Origin of the sequence: Streptomyces sp. NPDC052040 (genome assembly GCF_044548405.1) — a bacterium.
GTDB lineage: Bacteria > Actinomycetota > Actinomycetes > Streptomycetales > Streptomycetaceae > Streptomyces.
This window is the reverse complement of sequence record NZ_JBIUBV010000016.1, coordinates 30,446-44,550: the sequence shown is the minus strand read 5'-3', so window position 1 is coordinate 44,550 and position 14,105 is coordinate 30,446. Positions and strand designations below refer to the sequence as shown.

The 14,105-nt window shown below is 72.3% G+C and carries 12 protein-coding genes; 3 read left to right on the top strand and 9 right to left on the bottom strand.

What is annotated here, in order from left to right; all coding sequences use genetic code 11:
* Nucleotides 1–54 precede the first annotated feature (54 nt).
* Nucleotides 55–1,326, bottom strand: a complete 1,272-nt coding sequence (locus tag ACIHAA_RS26030; protein WP_399821364.1) for an MFS transporter — start codon at nt 1,324–1,326, stop codon at nt 55–57.
* 238 nt (nt 1,327–1,564) lie between these two features.
* Between ACIHAA_RS26030 and aroQ the strand changes: the two genes are divergently transcribed.
* On the top strand, nt 1,565–2,038 hold the full coding sequence (aroQ, locus tag ACIHAA_RS26025) for a type II 3-dehydroquinate dehydratase (protein WP_399821174.1): 474 nt from the start codon (nt 1,565–1,567) through the stop codon (nt 2,036–2,038).
* Nucleotides 2,039–2,089: 51 nt separating this feature from the next.
* Here aroQ and ACIHAA_RS26020 read toward each other — a convergent pair whose 3' ends face one another.
* The 5 genes from ACIHAA_RS26020 to ACIHAA_RS26000 all read right to left on the bottom strand — a co-directional run bounded on the left by ACIHAA_RS26020 (nt 2,090) and on the right by ACIHAA_RS26000 (nt 6,418).
* Nucleotides 2,090–2,818, bottom strand: a complete 729-nt coding sequence (locus ACIHAA_RS26020; protein ID WP_399821363.1) for an amino acid ABC transporter ATP-binding protein — start codon at nt 2,816–2,818, stop codon at nt 2,090–2,092.
* Between the two features lie 110 nt (nt 2,819–2,928).
* On the bottom strand, nt 2,929–3,792 hold the full coding sequence (locus ACIHAA_RS26015; RefSeq protein WP_399821361.1) for an amino acid ABC transporter permease: 864 nt from the start codon (nt 3,790–3,792) through the stop codon (nt 2,929–2,931).
* A gap of 53 nt (nt 3,793–3,845) precedes the next feature.
* On the bottom strand, nt 3,846–4,730 hold the full coding sequence (locus tag ACIHAA_RS26010; RefSeq protein WP_399821172.1) for an ABC transporter substrate-binding protein: 885 nt from the start codon (nt 4,728–4,730) through the stop codon (nt 3,846–3,848).
* Between the two features lie 300 nt (nt 4,731–5,030).
* Complete coding sequence (locus ACIHAA_RS26005) at nt 5,031–5,687, bottom strand: MBL fold metallo-hydrolase (protein WP_399821170.1); 657 nt, start codon at nt 5,685–5,687, stop codon at nt 5,031–5,033.
* Nucleotides 5,688–5,731: 44 nt separating this feature from the next.
* On the bottom strand, nt 5,732–6,418 hold the full coding sequence (locus ACIHAA_RS26000; RefSeq protein WP_399821168.1) for a maleylpyruvate isomerase family mycothiol-dependent enzyme: 687 nt from the start codon (nt 6,416–6,418) through the stop codon (nt 5,732–5,734).
* 224 nt (nt 6,419–6,642) lie between these two features.
* On the opposite strand from ACIHAA_RS26000, the gene uvrA reads away from it, so the two are divergent.
* Nucleotides 6,643–9,780 carry an excinuclease ABC subunit UvrA gene (gene uvrA / locus ACIHAA_RS25995; protein ID WP_399821166.1) on the top strand — a complete coding sequence of 1,046 codons (3,138 nt, stop codon included), beginning with the start codon at nt 6,643–6,645 and terminating at the stop codon, nt 9,778–9,780.
* A gap of 123 nt (nt 9,781–9,903) precedes the next feature.
* On the opposite strand, the gene ACIHAA_RS25990 is transcribed toward uvrA, so the two are convergent.
* Together ACIHAA_RS25990 and ACIHAA_RS25985 are read right to left on the bottom strand one after the other, a co-directional pair.
* Nucleotides 9,904–10,815, bottom strand: coding sequence for a carbohydrate kinase (locus ACIHAA_RS25990; protein ID WP_399821165.1), 912 nt, complete (start codon nt 10,813–10,815; stop codon nt 9,904–9,906).
* Nucleotides 10,812–11,975, bottom strand: a complete 1,164-nt coding sequence (locus ACIHAA_RS25985) for a LacI family DNA-binding transcriptional regulator (protein ID WP_399821163.1) — start codon at nt 11,973–11,975, stop codon at nt 10,812–10,814. Before ACIHAA_RS25985 ends, ACIHAA_RS25990 begins: the two co-directional genes overlap by 4 nt.
* A 248-nt stretch (nt 11,976–12,223) precedes the next feature.
* Between ACIHAA_RS25985 and ACIHAA_RS25980 the strand changes: the two genes are divergently transcribed.
* Nucleotides 12,224–12,649, top strand: coding sequence for a Rieske 2Fe-2S domain-containing protein (locus ACIHAA_RS25980; RefSeq protein WP_399821161.1), 426 nt, complete (start codon nt 12,224–12,226; stop codon nt 12,647–12,649).
* A gap of 17 nt (nt 12,650–12,666) precedes the next feature.
* On the opposite strand, the gene ACIHAA_RS25975 is transcribed toward ACIHAA_RS25980, so the two are convergent.
* Nucleotides 12,667–13,623, bottom strand: a complete 957-nt coding sequence (locus ACIHAA_RS25975) for a hypothetical protein (protein ID WP_399821159.1) — start codon at nt 13,621–13,623, stop codon at nt 12,667–12,669.
* Nucleotides 13,624–14,105: the final 482 nt, after the last annotated feature.

The window sequence follows — 14,105 nt, the reverse complement described above, 5'->3', positions numbered from 1 at the left end:
CACGGGCGGCACCGACCGGGGCCGCCCGTGTCCCGCGCGCCGGTCGCGGTCGTCTCACCCGGGAGCGGGTTCCGTGTTCCGCACGGGCGCGGGGCCCGTCTCCGGCAGCAGGGCGAAGCACCCCAGGCTGAGCAGGGCCAGAGCCGTCAGATAGGCGCCGACGCCCCAGGGGATCCGGCTCCCGTGCCCGGCCAGCGTGGTCGCCGCGATCGGGGTGAGGGCGCCGCCGAGCACACCGCCGAGGTTGTAGCCCACGGCCGCGCCCGTGCAGCGCACCCGCGGCTCGTACAGCTCCGGCAGATACACCGCGGTCACGGAGAACATCGTGAGGAAGGCGAGCATCGCTCCCAGAAAGCCCAGGAACATCAGCAGCGGCTTGCCGGTGGCCAGCAGCGCGACCATCGGGAACATCCACAGGGCGACCGCCGTGCACCCCGTCAGGCACAGCGCCCGCCGCCCGCACCGGTCGCCCAGCAGGGCAGCGAGCGGCGTCAGCGCGCCCTGGACCAGCACCGTGGCCATGACGCACGTCAGCATCACCGGACGGCTCACCCCGAGCCGCTCCGTGGCGTAGGCGAGGGACCAGGTGGTCACGGCGTAGAAGACCGCGTAGCCGACCGCCAGGGCACCGGCCGTCAGGAGCACCAGCCGCCAGTGCACACGCACCACTTCGGCGACCGGCAGCCGCGCGTGGTCGTCGATCTCCAGGAAGTGCGGGCTCTCCGCCACCGACCCGCGCAGCCACAGCCCCACCGCTGCCAGCAGCCCCGCCGCCCAGAACGGGATCCGCCAGCCCCAGGCGGCGAACTGCGCGTCCGACAGGGTCGCCGACAGCCCCAGCACCGTGCCGTTGGCCAGCACGAACCCCAGCGCCGGTCCCATCTGCGGGAAGCTCGCCCACAGCGCGCGGCGGTCGGGTGGCGCGTGCTCCATGGTCAGCAGCACCGCGCCGCCCCACTCCCCGCCGAGCCCGAGCCCCTGGAGGAAGCGCAGCACCAGCAGGAGTACGGGCGCGGCCGTGCCGATCGAGCCGTAGGCGGGTACACAGCCGACGGCCACCGTCGAGGCGCCGGTCAGCAGCAGGGAGGCGATGAGGACCGGCCGTCGGCCGCGCCGGTCCCCGAAGTGCCCGAACAGCACCGAGCCGAGCGGGCGGGCCAGGAAACCCACCGCGAAGGTGCCGAAGGCCGCCAGGGTGCCCGCCATCGGCGAGAAGGTCGGGAAGAACAGCGGTCCGAGGACCAGGGCGGCGGCGGTGCCGTAGACGAAGAAGTCGTAGAACTCGACGGCGGTTCCGGCCAGCGCGGCGGCCGCGAGGCGCGGCATGGAGGGACTGCTCACGTTGCGTGTAGCATGCATGCCGCTTCAACTACCCACCGTGATCAGTGAATACGGGGGCGCGTGGGGGCTCGGTGCATGCGGTGACGGGAGAGGGCGTACGCCCGGGGCCGCGCGGTGACCGGCGGACCACGGTGGTGCGCCGGGCCCCCGGCCGACCGTGATAGACCGGGTGATGAGCAGCCGGTCCCCGAGGAGCGGCAGATCCGAACGGACCGGAGGAACCGTGCCCCCCACCCTCGCCCACGCCCCGATCATGGTCCTCAACGGCCCCAACCTGAACCTGCTCGGGCAGCGGCAGCCGGAGATCTACGGCTCCGAGACGCTCGCGGACGTCGAGGCGCTGTGCGCGAAGGCGGCGGCCGCCCACGGGGGGACGGTGGACTTCCGGCAGTCCAACCACGAAGGCGAACTGGTGGACTGGATCCAGGAGGCCCGGCTGAACCACGCGGGGATCGTCATCAACCCCGCCGCCTACTCCCACACCTCCGTGGCGATCCTGGACGCCCTCAACGCGTGTGACGGACTGCCGGTGGTGGAGGTCCACATCTCCAACATCCACCGGCGCGAGCCGTTCCGGCACCACTCGTACGTGTCCCAGCGCGCCGACGGTGTCATCGCCGGGTGCGGTGTGCAGGGGTACGCGTTCGCGGTGGAGCGGGTCGCGGCGCTCGCGGGAGCGGGGCGTACGGACACCTGACGGACGCCACCGGCTCCTGCGAGGAGGCCCCCGAGGAGCCGCGGCGCGTCCTCAGAGCCGTCCGGCGTCCACGATCCGGCGCAGAAAGCGCCGGGTGCGCTCGTGCCGGGGGTCGCCGAAGACCTCCTCGGCCGTGCCGCGTTCCAGTACCACGCCGCCGTCCAGGAAGCAGATCTGGTCCGCGACCTCACGGGCGAAGCCCATCTCATGGGTGGCCAGCACCATGGTCATGCCCTCCTCCTTGAGGTCCCGGACCACGGCGAGCACCTCACCGACCAGTTCGGGGTCGAGGGCGGCGGTGATCTCGTCCAGGAGCAGCAGCCGGGGGCGTACGGCCAACGCGCGTACGATCGCCACCCGTTGCTGCTGGCCACCGCTCAGCCGGTCGGGGTATTCGGCCGCCCTGGCCCCGAGCCCGAGCCGCTCCAGCAGCTCCCTGGCGTGCTCCTCGGCCGCGGCCCGGCCCGTCCCGTGCACCCGGCGCGGGGCCAGGGTGATGTTCTCCAGGACGGTCATGTGGGGGAAGAGGTTGTAGGACTGGAAGACCACGCCGATCCGGCGGCGCACCGCGTCCTGGTCGGCCCGCGGGTCGGTGATCTCCTCGCCGTCCAGCCAGATGGCGCCGTCGTCGATGTCCTCCAGGAGGTTCGCGCAGCGCAGCAGTGTCGACTTGCCGGAGCCGGAGGCGCCGATGAGCGCCGTCACCGTGTGCGGCGCGACCTCCAGATCGACGTCCCGCAGGACGACGGAGCCCCCGAAGGTCTTGCGGACGGACTCCATGCGCAGCACCGGGGGACCGGCCTTCCCTGGGGCCGCGTCGGTCCCGGGGGCCTGGTCGGCCTCGCCGGTCCCGTCGGGGCCGAGGGGAGCGTCGGGGGAGAGGATGTCGCTCACAGGGTCCCTCCCTGGTCCCGCCGGCGGTCCATCCGGGCGGTCACCCAGTCCGTGAAACGGGTCATGGGAATGGTCAGCGCCACGAAGACCAGCCCCGCGACGATGTACGGCGTGTAGTTGAGGCTCCGGCCCACGATGATGTCCGCGGCCCGCACCGCGTCCACCGCGCCGCCGATCGAGACGAGACCGGTGTCCTTCTGCAACGACACCAGGTCGTTGAGCAGCGGCGGCACCTGGCGCCGTACCGCCTGCGGAAGCACCACATGGCGCAGCGCCTGGCGGTTGGTGAGGCCGAGCGAGCGGGCCGCGGCCCGCTGCGAGGGATGCACCGACTCGATCCCGGCGCGGAACACCTCGGCGACATAGGCGGAGTAGGTGAGGGTGAGCGCCGTGCCGCCGAGGAGTACCGGGTCGACGGTGACGCCCTGGAGGCGCAGCGCCGGAACGCCGAGGACCACGATCATCAGGTTGATGATCAGCGGCAGTCCGCGGAAGAAGTCCGTGTAGGCGGCCGCCAGGACGCGCAGCGGGAAGAACACCGGCCCGCGCAGGGTGCGGGCGACGGCGATCAGCATGCCCAGGACCAGGACGGCGGCCCCGCACACCAGCAGCAGACGGACATTGAGCCAGAGGCCGTCGAGGATCCTGGGGAGGGCCTCGCGCGCGTACCGCCCGTTGAAGAAGGTCTCCTCGGTGCGGGGCCAGCCCGGCGCGTTGACCACGAGCAGCCCGAGGACGGCGCCGGTGACCAGGGTCGACACCGCGGCGACGGCGGTGGCGCGCCGGGCCCGGGCACGCCGGTACCGCTCGCGCTCGATCCGCCGTGGGGAGGGAACGTACGCGCCCTCCCCGCCGGGCATCCGGCCCGCACCGTCCTCACCGGACGCCCCCGCGGACTCCTTCTCGGCGAGCGTCACTTGAGCACCGGGGCGTCGACGGCGTCGGACAGCCACTGCTTCTCCAGCCGCGCCAGGGTGCCGTCCCGGCGCAGGGCGTCCACGGCGGAGCTGACGCACGGGGTGAGCGCGCTGCCCTTGTCCAGGACGAGCCCGAACTGCTCCGGCGCACCACCCCGGTTCTCGAACTGCCCGACGATCCTGGCGTCGGTCACCTCGGCCGCGGTGATGTAGAAGGCGGTCGGCAGATCGGTGACGATCGCGTCCACCTGGCCGTTCTTCAGGGCGGACTTGGCCTGGTCGTTCTTGGCGTACACGGCGGGCTGCCGGGTCGGCTTCACCACATCGGTGAGGTAGTCGAGGCTGGTGGTGCCGACCTGGGCGCCCAGTTTGGCGGTCCGGAGGTCCGCGATGCTCTTCGCCCGCGCGGCCTTCGATCCCTTGAGGGCGATGACGGCCTGGCGGACGTCGTAGTAGCCGGACGAGAAGTCCACGGCGTTCCGGCGCTCGGCGCTGACCGAGACCTGGTTGATGTCGAAGTCGAAGGTCTTCACACCCGGTGCGAAGGCCTTGTCGAAGGGAACGCTCTGCCAGGTCACGGCACTTCGGCCGTAGCCGAGCTGCCGGGCCACCGCGTAGGCCACCGACGACTCGAAGCCCTTGCCGTTGGAGGGCTTGTCGTCCTTGAACCAGGGCTCGTACGCGGGCTCGTCGGTGGCGATCGTCAGCCTGCCCGAGGTCTTCGTGGCCAACGCGCCCCGCTTGCAGGCGCCCGCGGCCGTCCCGGAAGCCTTGGCGGAGGAGTTCCCCTCCGGCTGCGGGGCGCACCCCACGGCAAGGGCGAGCAGGGCGACGGTGGCGCCGGACGCGGCGCGGCGCAGAGCGCGTTGGACACGTTGCATGGCGGGAGAGTGGCAGCGCCGCACACCGTTTGTCGAGGTCACATGGGCAACTGTCCGCATGGTGGGAACGGGTGTTGCCATGGTGTGAACATGCGCGCCTGGGGCCGCCGGTCGAGGGCGGGAACCGGGGGACCGGCGGCCCGTGCCGCCCGGGAGCCGTCATTCCCGGGCGGGGCTGCCTCCAGTTGACCGCTCCGGCGCACGCGATGGGAGCGTGCGCGGGGGATCGGCGCGTGCGAAGGCTTCACACGGGGTGCGCACGCCCGGCCTGCGCGCCGGGCGCGTTGAGACGGGCGGTGGTCACCACCCTCGTGCGTGCCACTCCGGCAGGTGCGGGCGTTCGTCGCCCAGGGTGGTGTCGTTGCCGTGGCCGGGGTAGACCCAGGTCTCGTCGGGGAGCACGTCGAAGATCTTCGTCTCCACGTCGTGGATCAGACGGGCGAAGGCCTTCGGGTCCTTGTGCGTGTTGCCCACGCCGCCCGGGAAGAGGCAGTCCCCGGTGAACACATGGGGGTGCCCGTGCGGGTCGTCGTAGACCAGGGCGATCGAACCCGGTGTGTGGCCCACCAGGTGGCGAGCGGTCAGCTCCACCTGCCCCACCCGGATCGTGTCGCCGTCGTCGACCGGCACATCCGTGGCCACGGGGATGCCCTCGGCGTCCTCGCGGCCCGCGAACGTCCGTGCGCCCGTGGCCGCCACGACCTCGGCGAGAGCCTGCCAGTGGTCCCCGTGCTGATGGGTGGTGACGACGGACGCGACGCCGTCGTCACCGATCATCCCGAGGAGCGTCCTCGCGTCGTTGGCCGCGTCGATCAGCAACTGCTCGTCGGTCGCCCGGCAGCGCAGCAGATAGGCGTTGTTGTCCATCGGGCCGACCGCGATCTTGGTGATCATCAGGTCCTTCAGCTCGTGCACATCCGCCGGGCCGCCGACCGTCACCTGTCCGCTGTACGTCATGGCGGCAGCCTATAGCGGGGCAGGGGACCGGGGAGCGTCCCGGCCTAGAGCGGCGGGAGCGTCGGCAGGGGGCCGTTCTCGCTGTGCAGGGCGGCGCCGTCGCGGCGGCCCGCGAGCCAGCCGAGCAGGGCGGGCGCGGGTCCCTGGACCGTGACCTCCGGGCCGTCCGCCGCGCGGCCCGTGTGCCAGGTGTGCGTGCCGTCGGTGACGCGGGTGGACGGCACCTCGGCGAGCCCGGCGAACCGGTCCGCGAGGAAGGCGATCTCCCGCTCGACGAACTCCGCAGGCAGGTCCTCCAGCGCGTAGCCGATCCCGAGGTCCACATGGTGCAGCTCCACCTCGATCCACCGCCGGAACGGCACCCGGGCCGCCGCGTCGGTGACGCCGTTGCGCAGCTCCACCGTGCGGGACCAGTCCGCCGGTGCGTCCCCGGCCTGCCGGAACCGGTCCGCACTCGCGCGCAGGTCGGCGAGCTGGGTCTCCAGGGGGCGGGGGGCGTCCCGCTCGATGTCGGCGTCCCTGGCCTCGGCGGAGATGTACATCGGACGCCCCTCCAGTACGTTCACCAGGGCGTCGGCGTTGCGGGAGAGATGGGCGAGGACATGGCCCCGGGTCCAGCCGGGCAGCCGTGACGACTCGGCCACTGCCGCGTTGTCCAGTTTGGTGACAGCGGTGAGGAGCCGTTCCGTCGCCTCACGTACAGACGCCAGGTCGCGCGCGTGATCAATCATGGCGCCGACCCTAGTCGGACCACTCCTTCGGGTGAAGGAGGCGGACTCACCCCGCAAATCGAATGCACGTGCTATATGGTCGAGTGCGGCGTCGGGCATGCTGGATGGTCGGGGGATTGTTGTCGACCCAGGGATCCGACCGGCGTTGTCAGTGGCTCCCCCTAGTCTGGAAAAGCACGGGGGCCCCGCCCCTGTCGCTTCTCTCAAGAAAGGTGCGGACCGGCGTGGCCGACCGTCTCATCGTCCGTGGCGCGCGCGAGCACAACCTGAAGAATGTCTCGCTCGACCTGCCGCGCGACTCGCTCATCGTCTTCACGGGCCTGTCGGGGTCGGGCAAGTCCTCGCTGGCCTTCGACACGATCTTCGCCGAGGGGCAGCGGCGCTACGTGGAGTCGCTGTCCTCCTACGCCCGGCAGTTCCTCGGCCAGATGGACAAGCCGGACGTCGACTTCATCGAGGGCCTCTCGCCCGCGGTCTCGATCGACCAGAAGTCGACCTCGCGCAACCCGCGCTCCACGGTCGGCACGATCACCGAGGTCTACGACTATCTGCGGCTGCTCTTCGCGCGCATCGGCAAGCCGCACTGCCCCGAGTGCGCCCGCCCGATCTCCCGCCAGTCGCCGCAGGCCATCGTGGACAGGGTGCTGGAGCTGCCGGAGGGCAGCCGCTTCCAGGTGCTGTCGCCGCTGGTGCGCGAGCGCAAGGGCGAGTTCGTCGATCTCTTCGCCGACCTCCAGACCAAGGGCTACAGCCGGGCGCGCGTGGACGGCGAGACGATCCAGCTCTCCCAGCCGCCCACCCTGAAGAAGCAGGAGAAGCACACCATCGAGGTGGTCGTCGACCGCCTCACGGTGAAGGACTCCGCCAAGCGCCGCCTCACCGACTCCGTGGAGACCGCGCTCGGCCTGTCCGGCGGCATGGTCGTGCTCGACTTCGTCGACCTCCCCCAGGACGACCCCGAGCGCGAGCGGATGTACTCGGAGCACCTCTACTGCCCGTACGACGACCTGTCCTTCGAGGAGCTGGAGCCCCGCTCCTTCTCCTTCAACTCGCCCTTCGGCGCCTGCCCCGAGTGCACCGGCATCGGCACGCGGATGGAGGTCGACCCCGAGCTGATCGTCCCGGACGAGGAGAAGTCCCTCGACGAGGGCGCCATCCACCCCTGGTCGCACGGGCACACCAAGGACTACTTCGGCCGCCTGATCGGCGCCCTCGCGGACGCCCTCGGCTTCCGGACCGACATCCCCTTCGCGGGTCTGCCGCAGCGCGCCAGGAAGGCCCTGCTGCACGGCCACAAGACGCAGATCGAGGTCCGCTACCGCAACCGGTACGGGCGCGAACGCGTGTACACGACCCCGTTCGAGGGCGCCGTCCCCTTTGTGAAGCGCCGCCACAGCGAGGCCGAGAGCGACGCCAGCCGGGAGCGCTTCGAGGGCTATATGCGCGAGGTGCCCTGCCCCACCTGCCGGGGCACCCGGCTCAAGCCGGTCGTCCTCGCGGTCACGATCATGGGCAGGTCGATCGCCGAGATCTCCGCGATGTCCATCAGCGACTGCGCCGACTTCCTGGGCGAGCTGAAGCTCGACGCCCGCGACAAGAAGATCGCCGAGCGGGTCCTCAAGGAGGTCAACGAGAGGCTCCGGTTCCTGGTCGACGTCGGCCTGGACTACCTCTCGCTGAACCGCGCGGCCGGCACCCTCTCCGGCGGCGAGGCCCAGCGCATCCGCCTGGCCACCCAGATCGGCTCCGGACTCGTCGGCGTGCTCTACGTCCTCGACGAGCCCTCCATCGGCCTCCACCAGCGCGACAACCACCGGCTGATCGAGACCCTGGTCCGCCTCCGCGACATGGGCAACACGCTCATCGTGGTGGAGCACGACGAGGACACCATCAAGGTCGCCGACTGGATCGTCGACATCGGCCCCGGCGCGGGCGAACACGGCGGAAAGGTCGTGCACAGCGGCTCCCTGAAGGAGCTGCTCGGCAACGCCGAGTCGCAGACCGGGCAGTACCTCTCGGGCCGGAAGTCGATCCCGCTGCCTGACGTGCGGCGCCCGCAGGACCCCTCCCGCCGGCTCACGGTGCACGGTGCCCGGGAGAACAACCTCCAGGACATCGACGTCTCCTTCCCGCTGGGCGTGTTCACGGCCGTCACGGGTGTGTCCGGCTCCGGAAAGTCGACCCTGGTCAACGACATCCTCTACACCCACCTCGCCCGCGAGCTGAACGGCGCGAGGAACGTGCCGGGACGCCACACCCGCGTGGACGGCGACGACCTCGTCGACAAGGTCGTGCATGTCGACCAGTCGCCCATCGGCCGCACCCCGCGGTCGAACCCGGCGACGTACACCGGCGTCTTCGACCACATCCGCAAGCTGTTCGCCGAGACCACCGAGGCGAAGGTCCGCGGCTATCTGCCGGGGCGCTTCTCCTTCAACGTCAAGGGCGGCCGCTGCGAGAACTGCGCGGGCGACGGCACCATCAAGATCGAGATGAACTTCCTCCCGGACGTCTACGTCCCGTGCGAGGTCTGCCACGGCGCCCGCTACAACCGGGAGACCCTGGAGGTCCACTACAAGGGCAGGTCCATCGCCGAGGTCCTGAACATGCCGATCGAGGAGGCCATGCACTTCTTCGAGGCGGTACCGGCGATCTCCCGGCATCTGAGGACACTGCACGACGTGGGCCTCGGCTATGTCCGCCTCGGCCAGTCCGCGACCACCCTGTCCGGCGGCGAGGCCCAGCGGGTGAAGCTCGCCAGCGAACTCCAGAAGCGGTCCACCGGACGCACGGTCTACGTCCTGGACGAGCCGACCACCGGTCTGCACTTCGAGGACATCAGCAAGCTGCTCACGGTGCTCGGCGGACTCGTCGACAAGGGCAACACGGTGATCGTCATCGAGCACAACCTCGATGTCATCAAGACCGCCGACTGGATCGTCGACATGGGCCCCGAGGGCGGCGCGGGCGGCGGCCTGGTGGTCGCCGAGGGCACCCCCGAGGAGGTCGCCGGGGTCCCGGCCAGCCACACCGGCAAGTTCCTGCGCGAGGTCCTCGGAGCGGAGCGCGTCAGCGACGCGGCCCCGGCCGGGGCACCGCGCCGGGCGGCGGGGGCCAAGGCGGTCGCCGCCTCGTCCACCGCCAGGAAGACGGCGACGGGCCGTACGGCGAAGAAGACCGCGGCGGCCACGACGGCGGCCGCGGCCAAGAAGACGTCGGCGGCCAAGAAGACGACCCCGGCCAAGAAGACGTCGGCGGCCAAGACCGTGCAGAGCGTGAACAACACGGCGGCCAAGAAGGCGGCCGGTGCCACCAAGAAGGCGGCACCCGCGAAGAAGACCACGCGGGCCCGCAAGGCCTGATCCCCGCTTCTCGCACGACCGGCCGGCGCCCCGCGGAACTCCCCGCGGGGCGCCAGTCGTGGAACCACCGGACCCTGGCCGCCCCGGTCCGGGCGGCCACGGGAGCTGCAAGGGGGCGGTCGGCTAAGGGGCCGCCAGCTCTGCGGCGTACGGCGGTTCCGCACCGGCCCGTGAGCAGGTGATCGCCGCGGCCCGGGCCGCGAAGTGCAGCAACTCGCGCCAGCCGTCGGCGTCCAGGGCCTCCAGACCGGCCGGGGAGAGGGCGTCGCGGGCGGCCAGTCCGTGCAGCAGGGCCGCGTTCACCGTGTCACCCGCGCCGATGGTGTCCACCACATCGACCGGGACCCCGGCCACCGAGTGCTCCGCCCCGTCCCGGGTGAAGGCGGTCAGCCCGTCGCCGCCATGGGTGACCACCACCGCCCCGGGGCCGGAGGCCAGCCATTCACGCGGGGTGCCGCCCAGCCACCCGGCGTCCTCCGCGGAGAGCTTGAGCAGGGCCACCGACGGCAGCCAGCTCTTGAAACGGGCCCGGTAGGCATCGGGGTCCGGGATCAGCCCCGCGCGGATGTTCGGGTCGAGGGCGGTGAAGACACCCTGGGCGGCGGCCCGGCGCATCAGCTCCTCATAGGCCGTGGCCCCCGGTTCGAGCACCAGCGAACAGGTGCCGAAGGAGACCGCCCGGACCCCCGGGGGAAGGACGTCCGGTGCAGTGAACAGCCGGTCCGCGGTGCCCTCCACATGGAAGGAGTACGCGGCCGAGCCCTGGCCGTCGACGGTGGCGGCGGCCAGGGTGGTCGGCTCCGGGCCGCGCTGCACGGCCGACACGTCCACGCCCGCCGCGCGCAGCCCGTCCAGCAGAGCCCCGCCGAAGGAGTCGGACGACAGACGGGAGCAGAAGGCCGTCGGGGAGCCGAGCCGGCCGAGCGCCACGGCGGTGTTGTAGGGACCGCCGCCGAGCGCGGGCCGGAGCGGGGCGAGGGCGCCCGCGTCCTGCGGGACCAGGTCGATCAGGGCCTCACCGGCGACGACGATCACGAGACGGTTCCCTTCTCGGAATGGATGTCAGGGCAGCCGCACGAGGTGCGGTGGACAAAGGCGCTGGGGAGCCGCACGGTGCGGGAGGCCCGGTCGGGTGTCTCGATCCGCTCCAGCAGCAGCCGTACGGCCTCCGTGCCGATCTCCCGGCTGGGCTGGGCGATCGCGGTGAGCCGGGGCGAGAAGAGATCCGCCCAGGCGAAGTCGTCGAAGCAGACCAGGGCGAGGTCGCCGGGCACGGACAGACCCCGGTCGCGCAGGGCACGCAGCGCGCCGAGGGTCATCGCGTTGTTGGCGGTGACCAGGGCCGTGGGCGGCGCGGCGAGCGACAGCAGGGCCGCGGTCGCGCGCTCGGCGCCCTCGGCCGCGGAGTCGCCGTGCACCACCAGGCGCTCGTCGTGGGGGAGCCCGGCGGCCGCGAGGCCCTGGCGGTAGCCGTCGATCCGCTCGGTCGTGGTGCTGAACCCGGGCAGCCCCGCCACCAGGCCGATCCTGCGGTGGCCGAGTCCGGCGAGATGGGTGACCAGACGGGCCATGGGACCCGCGTTCTCGGCGCACACCTGGTCGAAGCGAAGGGGATCCGGGGCGCTCCGGTTCGGGGTGCCGTCGCCCGGGGCGCTCCCGCCCTCCTCGCTTCCGCGCTCCCCGCTCGCGCCCTGCCCGATCCCGGCCTCCCCGCTCACGTCCGGGGCGCTGTGGTCCGGCGCGGGGGAGGGGACCAGCCGGTCGAGGAAGACGGTGGGGACACGGTGGCGCGTGAGCAGGGCGAGGAGTCCGCGGGGGTCCGCGGAGGGCGCGACGATCAGGCCGTCGACGCGGCGCTCGTGCAGCAGCCGTACGACGGTGCACTCGTGTTCCGGGTCGTCGCGCGGATCGGCGATGAGCAGGCCGTAGCCGTGCTCCCGGGCCCGGGCCTCGACCCCCTGGCAGATCTCCGTGAAGTACGGGTTGCTGATGGCGGAGACCGCGAGCCCGAGGGACCGGGTACGCGAGGTCACCAGGGAGCGGGCAAGGGTGTTCGGGCTGTAACCCAGCCTCTCCACTGCCTCCAGCACGGCCTGCCGGGTGCCCGGCAGCACCGGGCGGGTGCCGTTCAGCACATGGGAGACGGTCGCGACGGACACTCCCGCACTCCGTGCGACATCGGCCATCGTCGCCATGGGGCACGTCTCCTCTCTCCCCGGCCTCCCGGTTTCCCCGGCTCTCCGGTCGCCTCGGCCGTCGGGCCTCGTCTGCCGTCCGGGCGGAACGTATCTCATTCCGGGCCTCGCGTAAACGCTTGCGCAAGCGCTTACGCACATCGCTGTGCCCGGGTGCCTCCGCCCCCGCCGCGGACGTCACGGCGGCCACCGGTATCGTCGCCGTGTCACCCTCCCGGCGTACACCGCCCCTGACCAGTGGAGATCTCATGCCGGCCCGTCCCTCTGCGACACGCCGCACCGTTTTGCGCGGGGCGGCCCTCACCCCGGTCGCCGGGCTGGGACTCGTGGCCTGCTCGCCCGGTGGCACCGGCGCGGGGGCGTCCGCCCCCACCGCCCCCGTCTCCCTGGGCGCCGAGGGCGAGGTCCCCGAGGGAGGCGCCAAGCTCTACCGGGACCAGAACGTCGTCGTGAGCCGCGCCGCCGACGGATCCCTGAAGGCGTACAGCACCATCTGCACCCACGCCGGATGCGCCATCAACAAGCTGGCGGGCACGACGCTGATCTGCCCCTGCCACGGCAGCCGGTTCGACGCCCGCGACGGCAAGGTGGTGCAGGAGCCCGCGACCGAGCCGCTGCACGAGCTGTCCGTCGAGGTGAAGAACGGCACCATCGTGGCGGGTCCGGGAGCCTGACCGGCCGGCGGGCCGGGTCACTCCCAGTCCCAGCCAATCCCCACCATCCCCGACCGCACCCGCTGCTCCACCAGATGCACCGAGCGGTGGCTTCCGCTCAGCCGCAGCTCCTGGCGGCCGCTGCGGGGAGCCGCGGGGGAGTGCTGGGTGAACCGGTGGCAGCGCACCGGCAGGGCCTCCTCCGCGAAGCGCACCTGAAGCGCGTACTGGCCGCCCGACGGGCCGAAGCCGCGGACGTACTCACAGGATGTGCCCGCGGTGCCGTCCTCGAAGGCATAGCGGAAGAGAAACGTGTCGCCGGAGTGCAGCCGGGTGTCGAAGAGCAGCTCGGCGACGAGGAGACCGGTGTCCCGGTGCCAGCGCACCCGGCCGGTACGGCAGTTCTCCTGCGCGTGCACTGCGATCAGCTCGGGGGCGCACCCCGGGTCGCCGTGATGGACGGCGAGATAGCGGTCCACACCGTCCTGGTGGGCGCGCACGATGTGGTGGGACTCCCGGGCCAGCAGCTCCCGGTGCGCGCCGATGCGGACATGGTCCTGGTGGCCGATGGTGTGCAGTCCGCCGTCGAGCGGCGACTCCAGCTCGGCGAGCAGCTCCTCCAGGACGCCCGAGGCCGCCACCCGGGAACGGTACGAACGCCCTCCGGGACGGCCGCCGCCCAAGGGCTCCGCGGTTCCGGCCAGCAGCCGGATCAGCGACTCGTCGGGCAGTTGCAGGATCTCCTCCAGGGCGCGCACGGCGCGCAGCGACTCGGGGCGCTGAGGGCGGCGCGCTCCCTGCTGCCAGTAGCTGAGGCTGGTCACCCCGACCCTGACCCCGTACCGCGACAGATGGTGCTGCACCCGCTGGAGCGGCAGGCCCCTGGCGGCGATCGCGGTGCGCAGCGCGACATGGAAGGGGCCGCCGCGCAGGGCTGCCTCCAACTCCGCCGGAGCGACCGGGGCGACGTCCGCGTGCTGTGTGCCGTGCGGCATACGTGGGGGGCCTTTCTGTGAAGGGCGCGACGGCTGGTCGGACCGCGCGCCGGGTCGTACCGGGACGGCCGGGGGCGTGTGAGGTCCGTTCACCAGCGAACCTCCCCGGCGGCGGCCCGAAGTTTTCCCGCATTGAAGCGTGTTGACCAAGTCCCGACAACACCTGAGTCCCCTGGGACGGCGGACCGTGGCCGAAGGCTGTACCCGCTGCTGCGGGCCGATCACCGGCTGCTGTGCAGGGGTGCCGGAATCGGACCGGAACCCGATCCCCGCACAATGTGGCCGACACGACCGGGCCCGGCCCCCCGGCGCCGGGCCCGTCCGCGCCGGGCCCCGCACGGTTGCTCCGCGAGGCGCCGTCCCACGGAGCCCCGCACGGACGCCCCGCGAGGCGCCGCCCCACGAGCCCCGGCCACCCGCGCCCCCGCCGGGCGACGGCCCACGATGCCCGCTGCGGACGCCCCGGCGGGGCGTGGGGCGGG

Excerpts from the sequence above, each read along its gene's own strand:
- ACIHAA_RS25975 (WP_399821159.1), bottom strand. The coding sequence starts at position 13,623 with ATGCCGCACGGCACACAGCACGCGGACGTCGCCCCGGTCGCTCCGGCG.
- ACIHAA_RS26010 (WP_399821172.1), bottom strand. The coding sequence starts at position 4,730 with ATGCAACGTGTCCAACGCGCTCTGCGCCGCGCCGCGTCCGGCGCCACC.
- ACIHAA_RS25985 (WP_399821163.1), bottom strand. The coding sequence starts at position 11,975 with ATGGCGACGATGGCCGATGTCGCACGGAGTGCGGGAGTGTCCGTCGCG.
- ACIHAA_RS26005 (WP_399821170.1), bottom strand. The coding sequence starts at position 5,687 with ATGACGTACAGCGGACAGGTGACGGTCGGCGGCCCGGCGGATGTGCAC.
- ACIHAA_RS26020 (WP_399821363.1), bottom strand. The coding sequence starts at position 2,818 with ATGGAGTCCGTCCGCAAGACCTTCGGGGGCTCCGTCGTCCTGCGGGAC.
- ACIHAA_RS25980 (WP_399821161.1), top strand. The coding sequence starts at position 12,224 with ATGCCGGCCCGTCCCTCTGCGACACGCCGCACCGTTTTGCGCGGGGCG.
- ACIHAA_RS26015 (WP_399821361.1), bottom strand. The coding sequence starts at position 3,792 with ATGCCCGGCGGGGAGGGCGCGTACGTTCCCTCCCCACGGCGGATCGAG.
- ACIHAA_RS26030 (WP_399821364.1), bottom strand. The coding sequence starts at position 1,326 with ATGCCGCGCCTCGCGGCCGCCGCGCTGGCCGGAACCGCCGTCGAGTTC.
- ACIHAA_RS26000 (WP_399821168.1), bottom strand. The coding sequence starts at position 6,418 with ATGATTGATCACGCGCGCGACCTGGCGTCTGTACGTGAGGCGACGGAA.